General features: G+C 45.3%; 13 protein-coding genes. 6 read left to right on the top strand and 7 right to left on the bottom strand.

Going from position 1 to position 18,629, the window contains the following annotated elements:
• Positions 1-9: 9 nt before the first annotated feature.
• Positions 10-177 (bottom strand): hypothetical protein, encoded by a 168-nt coding sequence (locus tag K0625_RS10675; RefSeq protein ID WP_181950469.1) that lies wholly within the window; start codon positions 175-177, stop codon positions 10-12.
• Between the two features lie 609 nt (positions 178-786).
• On the opposite strand from K0625_RS10675, the gene K0625_RS10670 reads away from it, so the two are divergent.
• The gene (locus K0625_RS10670) at positions 787-3,609 is read left to right on the top strand and encodes an HD domain-containing phosphohydrolase (protein WP_220109669.1); all 2,823 of its coding nucleotides are present in this window, start codon (positions 787-789) and stop codon (positions 3,607-3,609) included.
• A 73-nt stretch (positions 3,610-3,682) separates the two neighbouring features.
• Here K0625_RS10670 and K0625_RS10665 read toward each other — a convergent pair whose 3' ends face one another.
• The 6 genes from K0625_RS10665 to K0625_RS10640 form a co-directional block, all read right to left on the bottom strand.
• Entirely contained in the window at positions 3,683-4,831 is a 1,149-nt protein-coding gene (locus K0625_RS10665) for a hypothetical protein (RefSeq protein ID WP_220109668.1), read from the bottom strand.
• 2 nt (positions 4,832-4,833) lie between these two features.
• Positions 4,834-6,852, bottom strand: a complete 2,019-nt coding sequence (locus K0625_RS10660) for a DUF3857 domain-containing transglutaminase family protein (protein ID WP_220109667.1) — start codon at positions 6,850-6,852, stop codon at positions 4,834-4,836.
• A gap of 91 nt (positions 6,853-6,943) precedes the next feature.
• The gene (locus K0625_RS10655; RefSeq protein ID WP_220109770.1) at positions 6,944-7,153 is read right to left on the bottom strand and encodes a hypothetical protein; all 210 of its coding nucleotides are present in this window, start codon (positions 7,151-7,153) and stop codon (positions 6,944-6,946) included.
• 133 nt (positions 7,154-7,286) lie between these two features.
• Entirely contained in the window at positions 7,287-8,186 is a 900-nt protein-coding gene (mak, locus tag K0625_RS10650) for a fructokinase (protein WP_220109666.1), read from the bottom strand.
• A gap of 190 nt (positions 8,187-8,376) precedes the next feature.
• Positions 8,377-9,441 carry a FecR family protein gene (locus K0625_RS10645; RefSeq protein WP_220109665.1) on the bottom strand — a complete coding sequence of 355 codons (1,065 nt, stop codon included), beginning with the start codon at positions 9,439-9,441 and terminating at the stop codon, positions 8,377-8,379.
• Complete coding sequence (locus tag K0625_RS10640) at positions 9,434-10,000, bottom strand: RNA polymerase sigma factor (protein WP_012326424.1); 567 nt, start codon at positions 9,998-10,000, stop codon at positions 9,434-9,436. Before K0625_RS10640 ends, K0625_RS10645 begins: the two co-directional genes overlap by 8 nt.
• 757 nt (positions 10,001-10,757) lie before the next feature.
• On the opposite strand from K0625_RS10640, the gene K0625_RS10635 reads away from it, so the two are divergent.
• The 5 genes from K0625_RS10635 to K0625_RS10615 all read left to right on the top strand — a co-directional run bounded on the left by K0625_RS10635 (position 10,758) and on the right by K0625_RS10615 (position 18,390).
• A complete protein-coding gene (locus K0625_RS10635; RefSeq protein ID WP_220109769.1) occupies positions 10,758-13,619 on the top strand; it encodes a TonB-dependent receptor in 2,862 nt (953 codons plus the stop codon).
• A gap of 76 nt (positions 13,620-13,695) precedes the next feature.
• Positions 13,696-15,270, top strand: coding sequence for a tryptophan halogenase family protein (locus K0625_RS10630; protein WP_220109664.1), 1,575 nt, complete (start codon positions 13,696-13,698; stop codon positions 15,268-15,270).
• Between the two features lie 36 nt (positions 15,271-15,306).
• Positions 15,307-16,035: a SapC family protein gene (locus K0625_RS10625; RefSeq protein WP_220109663.1), complete on the top strand. Its 729-nt coding sequence runs from the start codon at positions 15,307-15,309 to the stop codon at positions 16,033-16,035.
• A gap of 13 nt (positions 16,036-16,048) precedes the next feature.
• On the top strand, positions 16,049-16,780 hold the full coding sequence (locus K0625_RS10620) for a DUF6445 family protein (protein WP_220109662.1): 732 nt from the start codon (positions 16,049-16,051) through the stop codon (positions 16,778-16,780).
• 38 nt (positions 16,781-16,818) lie between these two features.
• Positions 16,819-18,390, top strand: a complete 1,572-nt coding sequence (locus K0625_RS10615) for a sodium/sugar symporter (RefSeq protein ID WP_220109661.1) — start codon at positions 16,819-16,821, stop codon at positions 18,388-18,390.
• Positions 18,391-18,629: the final 239 nt, after the last annotated feature.

The following is an 18,629-nucleotide window of genomic DNA, read 5'->3' as shown; positions in this document are numbered from 1 at the left end:
TTCATATTCTTATAGGTTCCCTGCCGGTACTAACATGCCCCAGGTAGCAATCACCCAGATAAGAATGCTCATGCCAATGCTGGCACACAGACAGATATCTGCCATGCGCTGCTTATGTGGCTTAAAAGCCACTAAATAAGCGGTAAAGAAGATGAGACAGAAGAGTAAAAATTCCATAGTTAAATCCAGTTATAATAATAAACGGCCGTCCAAATCAAACACCCAATCTAAAGCAAGTCTCGCTCAAAAAGCCTCCACTCACCCTGTTCCCCAACTAAGATCGTTAACAGTCTCAGATCAAACGGACTCACAGTGAAAATCTGCTCGATGACTCAAGTTCACCAATAGTTTTCACTGGATAAAGTAACAATTCAGACAGGAAATTGATGAGAGGTACCTCATAGGAAATCCAGTAAAATCAATACTAATCTTGATTTTGGGCGTGAGGTTTCACTGTATAGTATTTTGTGATCATACCTATTTTTGAGTATCTACTCAGTGTGAACTGAATTTGATTGCTAACAGGTCATTTCATTCTCAACAACAGAGCAACAGACAGCAGAGTTGAGCGACAAAAAAGTGACAAAACACGCTTTTCGTTCCCCGCAATTGATGATTTTAAAGTCAATTCAGTCCAACTTGAGATAGATCAAATAAGTAGATCGCTAACTCAAAAATATGGCGACAGAGATGAAAATTTACTATATAAGCTGGCTGCCATTATTTAACCAGCATTAAAAACTTATTTAGGTGAGCAAGGCTTACTAAGTTTATTGAGAATTCAGCATGAAAAAATCCGTCTCTTTCAGAACCTTTATCACAGGGATATCGACTTCAATAATCCTACTATTGAGTCTTGTTCTGATTAAGGTGAGTATCGAGCATTCACGTGAGGTCACCACTAGCCTTTCGAGGGATATCATAGATAGTCATGCAGAGGTGCTTAAGGCTAAAATAGAGCTATTAGAAACACCGCTAACCACCATTCTCGATACATTAGCGTTCACAGATTTCGTCAATGCCAAGCTGGAGATTAACAACCCAGAGTGGTTAGGTACCTTGGCAAAAATTCTGGCCAATAGTCCACATCTATCAACCCTCTATTTTGGTCATAAAAATGGTAACTCGTTTGTGGTTAGGCCTATCTATGACCGCAGTGACAGCATTAAACTCAATGCACCAGAGAACACAGCTATCATGGTGGACTTTAATCAGTTCAATGGTCTGCAAAAACGCATATTCTTCAATAAAGAGATGCAAGTTATCAGCGCATTTCCCTATGACAACCAAAATTATGATCCCCGAGTCAGACCTTGGTTTATCGAAACCCAAAATGGCGGTGAAATTAATGTCACTGAACCCTACTATTTCTATTTTTTCAAACATTTTGGCATCACGTTTTCACGACGCACCTTAGATAACAGCAGTGTGATCGCCGCAGACTTCACCTTAGACTCACTCAATGAAGCCCTACGAGAGCTCACCTACTCAACCAACTCTCAAACATTTCTCTTTACCGAGAAGGAGGGGCTGCTCGCCAGCAATCAAACGATTAAAGTCGATGATCCAACCAAAAAGGTTACCCTAAAAGATCTGGAGATCGGCCAGTTTGTCCCTGCGCTAAAGAGCATAAATATTAAAGGGGAGAGCCACAGTATTGAGTGGAAAGATCAATCTTGGCAGCTGATTATAACCCCTATGATGGTTGGAAAAAACGAGACCCTCTACCTTGTGAACCTTATCTCGTTAAACGATCTCCTTGCCAACTCTAATGAGTTTCGCATCGAGCTAATCGTGTTATCTATAGTGATCGTGACCTTGTCACTGCTCATCGTGTTTGCAGCCACCAGCCGTGTTGTCAAACCGCTCACCTTCCTCGTGGAGTCACTGGATAATATTCAACGCTTTGTCTTTACCCATCGCCCCTATCGTAGTTCAGGCATTGCAGAGATAGATAAAGTGAATGAGAACATGTTGATAATGGAGAAGGTACTACGCGACTTTATCCGTAATTTAAAGAGTGTGGCGCGCTCTACGGAGCCTAAAGAGGTCTCCCGCTCTCTGGTATCTCAAGTGCAGGAGATTTTAAATTCCGACACTTGCTTACTCTTTATCAATTCACGTCAGTCCCGTGCTGAATTTTCGCTATCGGCAGGAATAGGTAATAAACAAAACATTGAACTGCAAGCACTATTTGATATCAACCCAACCGCTTTCAAGCAGCCAATTTATGAGTTAACCAAAGAGGAAGCTGAGCTCGTCGCAGAGAAACATCACACCTGTTTCTTGATGTCCTTAATGAATCGAAATAACCAAAATACCGGCGCACTACTTATCTGCTTCGAATATAAAATAACGGCCGATGTTCGCAGCAGACTCGAATTCATTCAGGAGTTTATTGGCTTTAATGAGCTAGTGCTAGAGCACCTAGAAGCGATGGAGGAGCAGACAAACCTATTCCATGCTTTTGTGATGATGACCGCCAGTGCCGTCGATGTGAAGTCGGCTTACACAGGCGAACACTGCAAGCGCGTTCCCGAATTGACCAAGATGTTAGTCGAAAAAGTCGTGCTCGATAGCGAGCATTTCGTCAATTTTCACATGGACAATAAACAGTGGGAGGAGTTATGGCTCGCCGCTTGGTTACATGACTGCGGAAAAGTCTCCACCCCAGATTTCATCATGGATAAATCCACCAAACTAGAGACAGTCTATGATCGAATCCATGAAATAAGAATGCGTTATGAAGTACTAAAACGTGATGCTGATATCGCCTACCTGCAAGCCCTCCTCGCAGGCCAAGATAAACAGCAGGCTAAGAGCCATTGTGAGCAACAAAAACAGACTCTGGAAGAGGAGTTTGCCTTTATTGCCGAATGTAATTTAGGAACTGAGTTTATGGAGGAGGATAAGCTTAAACGCCTAGAGAAAATAGCAAAGAGACACTGGCTCAGAACCTTGCCAGATAATATCGGCATCTCTCACCAAGAGCAGGCAAGAAAAATCGCACAAACACTGCCGATTAGCGAACCTGTATTGGCGGATAAAGCTGAGCACCTCTACGGCTGGGACGATAAAAAAATACTGCCTACTAACGGGCTACGCGACTTCAAGATGAAGCAACCTGAATATCAATATAACCGAGGAGAGCTGTACAATTTAGGCGTAAAAGCTGGCACGTTAACCGTGGAAGATCGCTACAATATCAATGAGCATATTGTGCAGACCTATCTAATGTTAGATCAGCTGCCCTACCCTGAGCACCTAAAGAATGTACCGCTTATTGCCGGCAGCCACCATGAGCGTATCGACGGTAAAGGCTACCCTCTACAGCTAACAGGCGAGGAGATCCCCTTGCAGGGGCGCATCTTAGCCATTGCCGATGTATTTGAAGCATTAACAGCATCTGACAGGCCCTACAAAATTGCTAAACCGATAAGCCAAGCCTTAACCATCATGGCTAATATGGTCAAAGACCAACATTTAGATAGGGAACTATTTGATCTCTTTATCCAAACCGATGTTTACAGCAAGTACGCGAGCCGATATCTGACCGAGCAACAGGCTGATACCATAGATATCGACAAAATACGCAGTATATACCTCTAACTTACTCCTCCATTAAAGTAAGCAGGCAAGCTTGCAGCTGCCGTTAACACTAAGATAACGGCAGATAAACCCCTTATAATCTAGATACTTTTTGCATAGCATCGCTATAGAAAAATGCCGAAAGCTTATCTGGATCTACATCAACAAAGTCCTCAGGTACCAACTCTAAGTTAAACTGAAGCCTTAATGCCTGATAAACCTGACTCGCTCTTTCATGTAGCCCGAGATCAATCAGATTATTTAAGTAGATAGCGTAGGCTATCGCATCATTAGGTTGAGCCTTGATATAGTGGCTAAACTGCTCAAAAGCATAATCATAATCCTGTTGCTGCAATGAGTACAAAACGCCAACTAACGCATAGTTAGTCTGTATATAACCTAAGTTTGCCATCGCCATACTACGCACATATTTAAACTGTTCTAAATCATCTTGTAGCATATAGAGGTATCCCCAAAACGCACTATTTTCAGGGGTCAAACTAGGTACATATGGATAAGTTTGTCTAAAGAACTCAGCAGATGGGTTAGGGACAACTTCAAGGCTCGCCCAGAGAAAATCATTTAACAAGGTGGGATCCTTCTTAAGTGCTTCTGGCAAGCTATCAAACAGCTCGCTCACCTCTCTCTCCGTTTTTTTAGTCCCATTCACAGCAAACTGAATCAGATCAAAATACCCACTCCGGTTCAATACCTCTGAGTTATGCAGGTATGAAGAGTAAGCATCTAATCCCGAAGTTAGGTGATGCAGCATTCTCCAATTTACGACGACTAACTCCCTCTGGCCAATATTTTGAAGATATTTATACTCAATGAGCACAGTGATAGGCAGCTCAGTGAGGTAGGCACTAAACACTAAGTTATCTCCCTGTACCCCCTCAAAGCGCCACATCTCGGTACCATTAATCTGATTGCTAAATTTAATACGAACAGTCCGGTAAAAAGACTCCTCTTCGGAAAGCGTGAGCTCAGGATATCTATCATGGGCATAACTCAATAAATGTTCGCGATCCCACCAGTCATAAAAAGCATTATCTTTATCCTGATTAAAGGTTTCTGCCATCAAGGCACCTTGCCGATGGATAAATGAGAGCGAAGAGAGTCGGCCACTGTCAGCTCTATTGTCAGCTTGATACAGATTATTAGAAACATTTGAGTTCTGAGTAGACTGACATCCACTAAGTGCAAAAACCATCAAAAACAATGCTGTGATAGTGTAATTCATGGCTACTTCTCCTTCCCAGAAATGGACTGCTGTAGAATAAACTCGACTCCAGGGTTAACCGGAGCTGAAAAGTCGCCGTTAATAGAACCTGTATAATAAAGCTGTTTATCAACCTCTCTTAAGGCGTTGATATAATCGAGACTCTCATCTGTATTCAACACTCTCTTATCGATCTCAAAATGGTGACGCTGAACAAACTGCCCATTATAGTAAGCTTCAGAAACATGGTATTTAAGGCCATCACTAGTGATATTTTTATCCGTTTCTCTGACTTGATAATCAACGCCATCGGGCATAATAAGCTTCAGCGTCTGATTAATTGACACAATACTCGGCAGTGATAACGGTTGGGTCCGATTAATCACTTTAGGCAACTCGACATAGTTTTTGATATAACTGGCGAATAGCCCAAAATCCATAGCATTGCTATTGTTTAGCCAAAAATCACCAATACGATAATGCTCCGTTATCAATATCTCATTACCGCCCTCAGTTGTGTCGATCAATAAAGCGGGTGACTCAAGCTTAATATCTCGATAAAACTTAGCGTAATAGTTTAAATAGTGCTGCTCAATTTCAGACAGCGAAACACTGGATAACCGGTAACGCATATAATCAGCTTCATGACCTAAATAACGAGTCGTAATATAAAGATCGACAGGCTCTGTATAACTGGATGAAACATAAAGTTGCTCTACTGAAACTCTGTCTAGCTCTGTATTCCCTGAAGGCATGGCAACCAATGAATTTGTTCCTTTATCTAGTACCAACCCATAACCAAAGTCTGGCTGAGTAATGAAATCAAGGCCTTTAGCCTGATAATTATTGGTCGCATCAATAAAGTATTGCTTCCCATCAAAGTTAACCTCATTAATCACATGATCAAATAAGATGGCAGAGGGAGCACGGTCATTGAGAGTTAACCCAATCCCAGTGTTCACTAAAACTGGCGAGCTAGGTACATCGATTGCACCTAACAGGGCAATAAGCAGACTGGCTTTATCTTTACAGTCACCATAACGACGTTCAAAAACAGTATTGGGGCTGTGGGGGATATGACTATTCTGACCAATCTCAATACCAAAATAACGTATATCTTGTTGGACAAAGCGGATCATCTCAGCCACTTGCTCCTCTTTGCTCAAGTAGTTTGTGGTGACCTCTTTAATATACTCATTCAATGCCCGAGAGGGAGACTCATCAAATTGATAGTGAGAAATGGCCCAATTGCTGACTTCTGACCATGAAGGAGTGCTACTAACAAAAACGGTCGGAGACCATAAATAGCCAGCAGGACCCCCCTCTTCGAAGTTATATTTAGCCACATTAGCAAGTTGCCATTCATACTCTTTGCCAAATCGACTCTGCGTAATTGTCGCAGGAGGATTGTCATTACTTTGAATATTGAGTGGCTGACCGCTTGCGTTAATAAACCTGACATGAACTTTATCTATCGCAACTTCCCAGCCCATTGCATAGCTACTACCGAACTCTTTACCATAAACGGGATTGCGGCCCTTAATACTGTACTGATAGCGGACCGTGTCCCCTACCCTGACATCTTTTAAAACAATAACAGCGGTTGCTAGGCCATTAAATAGGTCATTACTTAGCTCTTGCTCTTGATTAATAACATTAATTCTGGCGGTTTTTAACCTGTCGGACCAAATATCCCTGCGCTCGATCTCTACAGTGTGCAAAGTAAGCTTTTCAAATTCAGGATTAAAGGTTAGCTCAATTTTAGAGAGCTCTTTTACCCCTTCCTGATTCAGTGCTGTGGCAGCAAAATCTTGATAATACTCATTACTCTTATCAGTAAACCTGTCTTGTCGACCTACAAGTCTGTAATGAACAGGAGCTTTCTCTTTATTGATTTTTTGCGGTGATAAAGTTTGAGTGACAATCCAATCACTGGGCTCTCCTAGGGTGATTTCATACTCCCCAGACTTAATCTGCTTTGCTTGAATCACAGACGAGAATAGTACAAAAAATATAACGCTTAATCTTATTATAGTTTTCACAGATAGTGCTCCTCCCTTAGACAAGTTCAGAGTATCACAACCTATTAACATAGGTAGCAAATAATATCCGCACTGTAATTTCTAAACCTGATCAAGAGCTAACCACCGCTTCTCTTTCCTTTTTATACTCTTCATAACTTGGTTTATTTGCAGACTTACAGTCATTGATCTGAGACTCCGACACAGCCTCACTTATACATTGACTCTCTTGCTGCTCTTGACCAAATTGATATAGCTCTTTGTTAGTGCAACCTGTTATCGCTACTGTTAATGCCAGTGCCATCCCTAATAATGTTCTCATCACGGCCTCTCCTTTCATCATCACCTTGGCTAATACCTGTTCATCCTAAACAAAAAACGGTGGTGTCACCATGGTTAATTAACGACCAACCTCTCAGCTTGCTGCACACCATGGCGGCAAGAACTCCCACCATTTAAGCAGGCCAAAGCCATGCGGCGCCTCGGACACCCGATGAGCCACCAAAGCGGTTCTTCACCACAGGGGTCATACACTCACCGCCAAGCACATATTGAGATAACAGATTAGGTAACTTAGGGTAGATGGCATCGACATTCGACATGCCGCCACCCAATACGATGATATCGGGGTCGACTGCATTGATGATGTGAGCTAACGCGCGCGCTAACCTATCCATATAGCGCTCAAAAGCCTGTGTAGCAAAACTATCTCCCGCTTTCACCAAAGCCATAATCTGGCAACCAGAGCTAACAGCTTCACCGCCTCCTTGTTGATAGTCTCGTATAAAACCTGTGCCAGAGATAAAGGTCTCGATACAATCATGTTGGCCACAAAAGCACTCGGTACTCTTATGCTCTTCAGCCATCATCCAAGGAAGTGGATTATGGCCCCACTCACCACTTAGCCCATTGCCACCTTCATGGACTCGGCCTGCCACAGCTAAACCGCCACCACAGCCAGTTCCGATAATCACGCCAAACACTAAGGCCTTGCCCTCTCCTGCACCGTCTACAGCTTCTGATACTGCAAAACAGTTTGCATCATTGGCCACCTTAACTTCACGTTCTAATCGTGCTCCCAGATCCTTATCTAACCGATGGCCATTAATCCAAGTGGCATTGGCATTTTTAACTAGCCCGGTTTTAGGTGAGATAATTCCTGGGATCCCAACGCCTACAGTGGCTCGCTTGCCTAACTGCGTCTCCACCTCCTCCACTAAACTGACGATGGCATCTAGCGTTAACTCGTACTCTCTGGGAGTCGCGATCCGCTTTTTAAATAACTCCTTACCCAACTCATCTAAACAAACAGCTTCAATCTTAGTGCCGCCCAAATCAACGCCAATCCGTAACATCTATCTAGTCCCGTTAATCAATCAAACATGGATCTAAAGAGCGCCCTCTAGGCACCTAATAGGCATAAACCCCATAGGAGTAGCAAGATTAAAGTGCGACTAGAGTACGTTCGATTATTTTATGGAAGAGGAGGTTTCTATCACGCAAACCTCCTCTCATTGAGTGGCTGTAAAGCCCATCTGTAGTAGGTTAACCACCATAGTTAAGCTTGATATTATTGCGACTTAGCTTTTCATGGCTAACATTAAAATTTTGATCTAGGATATTAAGCAGTCCATTTACGTCACCCGTCTTAAACATACCGGCCACTTTAATCTTTTTAAGATTTTCATCATCGGCAAGTTCAAAATGAATGTCGGTATAGCGACTAATTTCAGCCATGGCCTCTTCGAGGGACTCACCTCTGAAGATCAGATTTCCAGTGCGCCATGAGAGCTTAGTGGCTATCTCACCTGGGGCCACTTTAGAAGCAACGCTTGGCAGAGGCTCCCTATTATTGAGCATCACCCGCTCATCTTTCGCCACCGCCAGTGCTGTGCCCATCAACTTAGGTTGATCGGCATGACTCTCTTTTAAAAATGCCTCGGCACTCTTTTTAACCACCAGCACCTTACCGTCAGTCACAATCAGCTCAACACCGCTTGGACGCACATCGACATTAAATGCAGTTCCTACCGCTCGGATAACCTTGCCACCCGCAAGCACGCTTAACGGACGAGATTTATCGTGGGCAACTTCAATATTTATTTCACCACGTTGCAGCTCAATAATTCGTTCATTTGCCGTGTACTTCACCTGAACAAAACTGTTGGTATTCAAAACCAAAATGCTGTCATCGGGTAGATTAATGGTATTACTCTCCCCAACCGCTGTTTGATAACTGCTTTGCATCGCAATGATGCCAGTGGCTTGGGGATTAGGCTCAACATCTTGAGTAAACTGGTACAGACCAATACTCAAAAAAAGCAGTATGGAAGCAGCAATTCCCCCCATCCATACCGATGTTTTTTTGCGAGTAGGCTTAGCTTTAGGAAAGATATCAGAGAGCCTTCCCAGCTCATCCATTTTGTCCCACATCTGGGCGATTTCGAGCAGAACATGGAGATTTTCAACATCACTGTGCAGCCACTGGGCTAATGCTTCACGCTCCTCAGCGGTCAGCTCCCTATCCATCTTGGCGATCCAATCACTGGCGATATCCAAACGCTGCTCATCATCGATGGCACCGGGATGTAGTTGATGAACATTACTCATGAGCACCTCCACGTTTGCCTGATGTTGTCGCACTCACCTGAGTCTTGCCCTTTTGTGCTTGTCGCATAAAAACTGTACACCGTTTAATCCCCTGAGAGATATGCTTCTCAACTGTACTCTCACTCAATTCGAGCTCCTCGGCAATCTCACGCTGAGAGTAGCCATACACCTTTTTTAGCACAAATACTTTACGACACTGCAGCGGTAACAATCGCACCGCTTCACAGAAGTTATCGAACTCAAGGCTGGTAATTGCCTTGTCATACACTTCATCATGTCGGTCACACAGCGCCTTCTCAAACTCATGCCAATCATCAACGCTGTCCACTAATCTCACATTTGCCCGCTTTTGATGATCAAGAGCCAAGTTTCTCGCCATCTTATACATAAATGACTTGGCAGAATTAATGCTCTCTTTATTCTCTACCTGACATAAACGTACATAGGTCTCCTGCACAATATCCTCAATCTCATGGGGAGGAACAATGCGGGAAACCACCCGAGCAATCCCCTCTCTTGAGGCTAAGTAGGTCTTGTATATCAAGGTCTCTTTTAACATATCGTCTTATCTATACCAGCCAAAAAACATCATCAATCCTATTAAGACGAATCAGCAGTAAAAATCCGCCATAGGGTCAATTTTATTGTCAGTTAAAAGCGACGAACAACCCCACCAAGCAGTAGCTTAAACTAGAATAAGGCTTTTACACCAAGCATACAACTGGATAACCTAGCAGGAACAGTGGAATTTAAAGATAGTAAAACAACAAGCTCAAGGCACTGTTTTATAAAAGTTATTCTAGAAAAAAAGAGTAAAACAATAAGACTGCAATTAACGTGTAAGCACACAACAAGCAGCTAAAAGTGAGTGGGTGGCTAGATAAATGTTTCACAAAAAAATAAAAATAATAAATTTTTTATGGAGGAAAAATTTCTATCAATCGTCTTCCTTTGGTGCGTGGCAAAAAACCATGCACTTGCGGGATCGAAAACTGATCCGTCAGCTCTTTTTCTTATGTTTAGTCTCAAGTTTTACACCTGGACTAATCGCTAAAGAGGCCGTCGACAGTGTTGCTTTCAATATCCCTCAACAAAGGGCCTATTTGTCACTCATCTATCTGGCTGAGCAGGCGGATATCACCCTGCTCTTTTCATTCGAAAAGGTGGAGGGGATAGACGTAAATGCGGTACATGGCGAATACAGCACCATGGAAGCGCTGAAGTTAATGCTCGAAAATACCGGGCTTGTTGCACAGATGAACGACAGTGGGCAGATCTCAATCTTATATAATAAAAATCATAAGAGACAAGACGATATGACCACCTACAACAAGAATCAAGTAGCAAGTGCAGTGTTAGCTGCAATGGGAACTTTAGCCTCACCACAGCTATTGGCCGCAGAGGCAGATACCAGTGCCGATACCAAAATGGAAGTGATTGAGGTCAGTGGGATCAGAGGCTCTCTAAGCCGCTCCATGGATGTAAAACGCAGTGCTGAAGGGGTTGTTGACTCAATCTCCTCTGAAGATATAGGTAAGTTTCCCGACACCAACCTCGCCGAGTCTCTACAACGAATTACCGGTGTTTCCATCGACCGTTCGGGGGGAGAGGGGCAGTCGATCACTGTCAGAGGATTTGGTCCTCAGTTCAATACCGTACTAGTCAATGGCCGTCAGATAGCCAGTGAAAGTGATACCCGCGGCTTTAGCTTCGACACCATTGCTGCAGAGCTAGTCAGCAGCTTAGATGTCCATAAAACCTCATCGGCCACCATGCAATCGGGTGGGATCGGCTCGACCGTGAACATCAATACAGCAAAGCCTTTTGCCATCAATGGCTTTAAAGCCGCTGGTAGTATCAAGGGGATCTACGATGAGAATAGCGAAGAGACCACGCCTCAGATCTCAGGCTTGATCAGTAACACCTTTTTAGATGACAGCTTTGGTGTGCTACTCGGAGTCTCACATCAAGAGCGTAAAACACGCCTAAATCAGGCTCAAATTGATGGCTGGTTAGAAAATGTCGGGATCCCAGATCCTAAAACAGCCTCAGGAGAAGCCTACACAGGCAATATCTTCTCCGCTCGTAACTATGATCACAAGGTCACCTTTGAAGATCGCACCAGAACCAATGCCAACTTAGTGCTGCAATACGCACCAACCGATAACTTAGTGCTCACCGCCGATGCACTCTACTCAGATTTCGATGTGGAAACCAACGCCACCTCATACGGCCACTGGTTCACAGCGCCTAACGTCACAGGTGTCGATGGCGGTAGCCCCATTGTCGACGCGAATGGTACTGTCGTCGACATGTATCAAGAGGTTGGTTTAGCAACGGATTTTCACGCCAAGAAATTTGACCGCATAACAGACTCAAAATCCTTCGGCCTGAATGCCGATTGGGATGTGAATGACAACCTCAATATGAGCTTTGACTACAGCCACTCAGAGGCCAGTCGTGAGGCTAATAATGGTCGTGGTAATCAGTTATCACTTATTGGTTACGCCAATCGCGTACGCTTTCAAGTCAATGACGATATCCTACCCAACGCCTCAATGTTTGAATCAGCCAATCCAAACATCTATAGCGGTCAACAGGAGCTTGACGGCACAGCTTACGATCCCTCTGTGACACCCGCAGGTGTGCAAGACTATCTAAGCACAGATAATAGCCGAGCCCATGTGATGCTACGCCGCGGCTGGGAAGTACAAGATGAGCTAGACCAATTTAGATGGGACAACACTTGGCTTGCCGACGGCGACACAGGCTTTAGCGCGGCTCGATTTGGTATGATGTACTCAACCGAGACTAAAAGCCTCAACCGTTGGGATAACGAGGGAGAGGGGCTTCACTGTGCATACTGTGGCTATCCCGACAGTCCCACAATCAGTCCTGATGCACAGTATATCTTCGATGCTGGTAGTGACTTCCTCAGTGGTGTCAGCGGTAGCGGCCAGATGCCCACCTCTTGGCTCGCCCATGACGGTGAAGCCAACTTTGCTTTTCTTGAGCAGTATTACGCCAGTACAAACAGTGACACAATCAGTTTCGATGCGGTGCTCAGAGATAAATCATACAGTGTGCAAGAGGATATCTTTGCCGCCTACTTCGAGGTCGACTTTGTCGGCGAGATCGCAGGCATGCTCATCTCAAGCACCGCAGGTGTGAGATATGAAACCACAGACACAGATGTCAAAGGTCGTGATAAGCCAATAGCTCAGCTCAACATCTTAGATAAAACAGAGATGTTACCCGCCTACGGCAGTGTTGAAGCGATCAGCCAAGCCAATAGCTATGACGCTATCTTGCCAAGCTTTAGCGTTAAATTAGAGATAACCGACGACTTGGTTGCACGACTGGCAGCCTCTAAAACCATGACCCGTCCAACGCTCAACAGCATGTCGCCGATCACGGTTATCAACACCACCCGTCCCGGTGGCGATCTCACCTCCAGCCAAGGTAACCCTAAGCTCAAGCCATTTAGCTCTGAAAACTTAGATCTCTCCCTTGAGTGGTATTACGATGAGGTCAGCTATGTCTCAGCTGGCTACTTTAGAAAGAACGTCGAAAACTTCATCGTTAATACCCAAGAGGATCTCACTTTCACCCTAAGTGATGGCAGCCTGCTGACCGATCCCTCAACCGGTGATGACACAGATAACCCCGACAGCAATGACGGCGTCGCACACTTCACCAATACTCGCCCCAATAACGGAGAGTCGGCCATTGTCGACGGTTGGGAGCTTGCCGTGCAACACAGCTTTGGTGAGTCAGGCTTTGGCGTTATGGCCAATGCCACGCTTGTCAGCAGCAACGCCGAACTCGACGCCGCTGATATCACTCAAGTGTTTGCACTTACAGGCTTAAGTGACTCAGTCAACCTAGTTGCCTTCTATGAAAGTGGTCCAATCCAGACACGTCTTGCCTGGAACTGGCGTGACTCATTTGTGCAGTCTCTGACACAAACCAATGGTGATGGCCCCACAATCGTTGAGAGTTACGCACAACTCGATTTAAGCGGTAGCTATGATCTCACCGAGAACCTAGCTGTCTTCTTTGAAGGAGTGAACTTAACTGAAGAGTACGTCCATAAACGCGGACGCTTCGAAAACCAACTACTCTCAGTTGAAGACAGTGGCCGTCGATTCGCGTTAGGCATACGCGGCTCATTCTAAGCCACTGACATCCGGTTGTTTAGCCTACATCGTCTTAGATGTAGGCTAATTTCTGTCTTTAATTGTGAGTAGCATTATGGATAAACCAACACAAAAAATCGTAATTGTCGGCGGTGGAACCGCAGGCTGGATCACTGCAGGTTGGCTAGCGGCCCATCACAAAGTCACCTCAGGCAGCCCCGTTGAGGTGATCTTGGTTGAATCACCTGATACTCCCTCCATTGGTGTAGGGGAAGGTACTTGGCCCACCATGCGCAATAGCTTGATAAAAATGGGCATTAGCGAAACAGATTTTATTCGCGAGTGCGACGCCACCTTCAAGCAGGGAGCCAAGTTTTCCAAATGGGTCGATGGCTCAGATGATGATTTTTACTACCACCCTCTCGTACTCCCCCAAGGCTTTACTCAGCACGATCTCGCCCCCTACTGGGCATCGCTAAACGCTGAATCAAATGAGAAGAATAAACACTCTTTCTCCAACGCCGTCTGCTTTCAAGAGAGCGTCTGTGAGCAGGGCTTAGCCCCTAAAACCATACGCACCGCTGAATACTCAGATGTAGCCAACTACGCTTATCATCTCGATGCAGGTAAGTTCTCTCAATTTCTCCAGCGTCACTGCACCGAAAAGTTGGGCGTCACCTACCTCAGCGCTCATGTTACTGGCATTAATGAACACTGTAACGGTGACATCGCCTCATTAACCACGCAAACAACAGACAAACTTGAAAAAGAGATAGAGGGCGATCTGTTTATCGATTGCTCAGGTTTCAAATCCCTACTCTTAGGTCAACACTACCAAGTGCCCTTTATCGATTGTAGCGACGTACTCTTTATCGACACCGCCTTAGCGGTACACGTGCCCTATGACGAAGAGGATAGCCCCATCGCCTCCCATACCATCTCCACTGCACAAGAGGCGGGTTGGATCTGGGATATCGGCTTGCAGCATCGACGAGGCGTCGGCCATGTTTACTCAAGCAGATACACAGATGAGGCCACAGCGATGCAAGCTCTGGCGGATTATATTGGCCCCAAGTTTGACTCACTCACAGTGCGTAAAATTCCCATTAAAAGTGGCCACCGTGAGACTTTCTGGCACAAAAACTGTGTCGCCGTTGGCCTATCGGCGGGATTTCTTGAGCCACTAGAAGCCTCGGCGATTGTCCTTGTTGAGCTTTCAGCGCAGATGATTAGCGAACAGCTACCCGCCAACCGTGAGGTGATGGATATCGTCGCTAAACGTTTTAATCAAACCTTCAACTACCGATGGGAGCGCATCATCGACTTTCTCAAGCTGCACTACATTTTAAGTCGACGCTGTGACAGCGACTTTTGGAAAGATAACCGCGACCCTAAAACGATTCCTGAGAGCCTACAAGATCTGATGAAAGTTTGGCAACACAGGGCGCCGGCAGACATGGATTTCACCAGTAATAATGAAGTTTTCCCGGCTGCAAGCTACCAATATGTACTCTATGGAATGGGTTTTGATACCGATTATTCAGTCACGTCTCATCTACTCAATGACTGGCAATATGCCCATCGACAGTTCGCTAAAAATCAGCATTTGATTGAACGGGCTACCGCGCAATTGCCGAGCAACAGAGAGCTTATCAATAAGATAAAACAGTATGGCTTTAGCCAGATTTAACGCTGCCGCGTTAACGAATAAGAAGAGAGCCTTAACATGAGCAATTTAGTCCAGTTAACTGCCTGCGAGCATCAATCTTTGTATCTAGATCCAAACAAGTGCGGCCAACATGGATCTCATCTTAATATGATCCCTGTTGTACTGTCTGAGTTTCGCCAACTGATCACCCAATATCCTATTGTGCTGACTAAAAATGGCGATACTGGCGCATTTACCTTTGTCGCCCTACTGGGTTTTGCCGAGGGGGAGAACCTTTTCTGGCACGATGATGAGTGGCGCAGCATCTATCTGCCACTGCAGATCCGTAGGCAGCCATTTTTCGTCGGCCCCAAAGATAGTGAAACAGGTGAGCATCCACTGTGTATCGATATCAATAGCCCAACATTAAGCAAAGAGCCAAAAGGAAGCCCGCTTTACGGAGAGCAGGGAGAGGAGTCTGAGCATCTACAGGAGGCCAAACAACACTTAGCTCAACTACTGCGAGGAGAGGCGGATAACCAAGCTTTCCTACAGCTACTGCAAGAGCTAAAGCTGCTGCAACCCCTGTCAGTTGAGATCGCGTTTGAACATGCCAACCCCACTCGCCTCAATGGACTCTACACCATAGATGAGAAACAGTTTAACAACCTCAGCGATGCACAACTGTTAAGGCTACATCGTACCCAGTTTTTCGAACCTATCTACATGATGATCGCCTCATTGGGTCAGATCTACAGTCTGATAGAGATGAAGAACAGGCGCGATAGCCCTGTACATAATCGCTAATATGGAGATGAGCATGACAGCAGATCTACTCAGCGATCGCTCGGTGATATTCAATCCTGACGCTAAACCAGTCTTGCATACGGTGGGAGAGGAGAGAACCCCATTGTTGGTCATCGACGACCTGCTGTTAAATCCAGATGCCATGGTAAGACAAGCCTGTCAACCACCTGAATTTAGCGCCAACAATCAAGATTTCTATCCAGGTAAGCGCAAAGCAGCACCCCTAGACTATGACGAACAACTTATACAGAGATATAGCGCGCTTATCAGCTCAAGTTATGGCATTAACCAAAGCAAGCAGCCTAATACCTTACTGTCAGCCTTCTCGCTGACCATGACAAAAGCTGAAGCGCTGCGGCCTATTCAGATGTTGCCCCATTTTGACAGTCCCTCAAGTGATCAGTTTGCCGTGGTGCATTACCTGTTTAACGCTCCTCTAGGCGGCACCTCTCTGTATCGCCACAGAGAGAGTCGATTCGAGTCCATCACCCATGAGCGGCTCCCTCTATATGGAAAAAGATTGAAACAGCAAGCTTACGGCATGCAGCTTCATCAAAACCCCGCTTACACCAACGGCAGTAGCCCGCTATTTGAGCAGATACACTCGGTAGAACCAAAGTTCAATAGAGCCATTATCTACCCCAGTAACTGCTTGCATTCAGCGGATATCAGTGCCGATAGCAAGCTCACAGATAACCCAGCAACAGGACGGCTCACCCTCAACAGTTTCATCCTGTTTAAGTAATAGATAAGACCTTATAACTACATAATAAAGAGAACACTATGCAGCAACTTTCAACATTGGATGTCGGTATTTTTATCGTCTACGTACTTGGGCTCATTGCCATCGCCTACTTTGTGTCACGGGAGAAAGTGGGCCATAAAAAAGATGCCAGTGATTACTTCCTTGCAGGCAATAGCCTACCTTGGTGGGCTATCGGCGCCTCGCTTATCGCAGCAAATATCTCAGCCGAACAGATAATCGGGATGTCTGGCTCAGGTTATGCCATGGGATTAGCGATCGCCTCCTATGAGTGGATGGCGGCAATCACCTTGATCATAGTCGGTAAATACTTCCTACCTATCTTCTTAAAAAACAAGATATTCACTATGCCTCAGTTCCTAGAGCAGAGGTTCAATCACAATGTTCGTATGGTCATGGCGTTTTTCTGGCTTGGAGTCTACATCTTAGTTAACCTCACCGCCATCCTTTGGTTGGGCGCACTGGCCATCAACACAGTCACAGGGGTAGATATCACAGTCGCCATGGCATTTCTTGGTCTCTTCTCCCTCGCCTACTCTCTTTACGGCGGCTTAAAAGCGGTAGCCTACACCGACATTATTCAGGTGGTACTACTGGTCTTCGGTGGACTCTTCCTCAGCTACACCACCCTCAATATGATCAGCAATGACAACGGAGTGTTCCAAGGTTTTGCACTTCTTCTTGAACAGGCGCCACAGAAGTTCGACATGATCTTAAGCCCTGAGCATGAACACTATATGAGCCTACCAGGACTCTCAGTTCTCCTTGGCGGCATGTGGATCATGAATATCTCCTACTGGGGCTTTAACCAATACATTATTCAGCGTGCACTGGCCGCAAAAAGCTTAGGAGAGGCGCAAAAAGGGATCGTATTTGCTGCATTTTTAAAGGTCTTAATGCCAGTTATTGTGGTGCTGCCAGGCATAGCCGCTTATCTGTTGATGCCAGATTTAGAGCCAGCCGATAAAGCCTACCCTATGTTAATGAGCTTGATGCCATCGGGCATTAAAGGTCTGGTCTTTGCAGCACTCGTGGCCGCCATCGTCTCCTCACTGGGTTCGATGACCAACAGTATCTCCACCATCTTCACCATGGATATCTACAGCCACTATCGCAAAGAGAGATCCCAGCAGCACTACGTGAAAGTGGGCCGCTTCGTCAGCTTAGGCGCCATGGTCATCGCCCTGTTGACCACCCGCCCTCTATTAGGCGAGTTAGATCAAGCCTTCCAATATATTCAAGAGTTTACTGGCTTCTTCACACCGGGGATCGTGGTGATCTTCGTGATGGGCATGTTCTGGAAGCGCACCACATCTAAAGGAGCACTCACCGCCGCCTTAGGCTCAGCCGTGCTCTCACTCACCTTCAAACTCGCGTTACCAGACCTGCCTTTCATGGACAGAGTCGGCCTAGTCTTCGTGGCTTGTTTGCTACTAGCTGCTATGGTGTCTCATTTTGATAAAGGCGCTACGAAAGAGCAGGATCAATCAGTGGATATCGACAGCGTAGAGTTTGCCACAAGCCGCTCCTATAACATCTCAGCCATGGCAGTTATTTTGATTGTCGGCGCGTTTTATGTGTGTTGGTGGTAGATGTGGGCCTATGTGTATGAACATAGGCTGAGTCATTTTTAGGTTAGTTTATTCGTCATCCCAAACTTTTAGATTAATTTGGGTTTATCCGTCATCCCGGCGATGCTTTTAGCCGGGATCCACTCTTTGTTTTATAGGGTTAGCTTTCCAAACTTCGTTTGGATTAATACTTATAGTTAGACTTAGTCTAACAACTAACGTCGTGGAATTATTGTAACTTTAAACGGCGCTTCTAGTAG

This window comes from Shewanella nanhaiensis (assembly GCF_019457885.1).
In the GTDB taxonomy this organism is placed as follows: Bacteria; Pseudomonadota; Gammaproteobacteria; order Enterobacterales; family Shewanellaceae; genus Shewanella; species Shewanella nanhaiensis.
The sequence above is the reverse complement of the archived record's forward strand: the minus strand, read 5'-3'. Positions and strand labels throughout refer to the sequence as shown.

Bases quoted from the DNA above. Each gene is read 5' to 3' on its own strand.
- K0625_RS10645 (WP_220109665.1), bottom strand. From the start codon at position 9,441: ATGAGTAATGTTCATCAACTACATCCCGGTGCCATCGATGATGAGCAG.
- K0625_RS10640 (WP_012326424.1), bottom strand. From the start codon at position 10,000: ATGTTAAAAGAGACCTTGATATACAAGACCTACTTAGCCTCAAGAGAG.
- K0625_RS10615 (WP_220109661.1), top strand. From the start codon at position 16,819: ATGCAGCAACTTTCAACATTGGATGTCGGTATTTTTATCGTCTACGTA.
- K0625_RS10625 (WP_220109663.1), top strand. From the start codon at position 15,307: ATGAGCAATTTAGTCCAGTTAACTGCCTGCGAGCATCAATCTTTGTAT.
- K0625_RS10630 (WP_220109664.1), top strand. From the start codon at position 13,696: ATGGATAAACCAACACAAAAAATCGTAATTGTCGGCGGTGGAACCGCA.
- K0625_RS10635 (WP_220109769.1), top strand. From the start codon at position 10,758: ATGACCACCTACAACAAGAATCAAGTAGCAAGTGCAGTGTTAGCTGCA.
- K0625_RS10655 (WP_220109770.1), bottom strand. From the start codon at position 7,153: ATGAGAACATTATTAGGGATGGCACTGGCATTAACAGTAGCGATAACA.
- K0625_RS10670 (WP_220109669.1), top strand. From the start codon at position 787: ATGAAAAAATCCGTCTCTTTCAGAACCTTTATCACAGGGATATCGACT.
- mak (WP_220109666.1), bottom strand. From the start codon at position 8,186: ATGTTACGGATTGGCGTTGATTTGGGCGGCACTAAGATTGAAGCTGTT.
- K0625_RS10665 (WP_220109668.1), bottom strand. From the start codon at position 4,831: ATGAATTACACTATCACAGCATTGTTTTTGATGGTTTTTGCACTTAGT.
- K0625_RS10675 (WP_181950469.1), bottom strand. From the start codon at position 177: ATGGAATTTTTACTCTTCTGTCTCATCTTCTTTACCGCTTATTTAGTG.
- K0625_RS10620 (WP_220109662.1), top strand. From the start codon at position 16,049: ATGACAGCAGATCTACTCAGCGATCGCTCGGTGATATTCAATCCTGAC.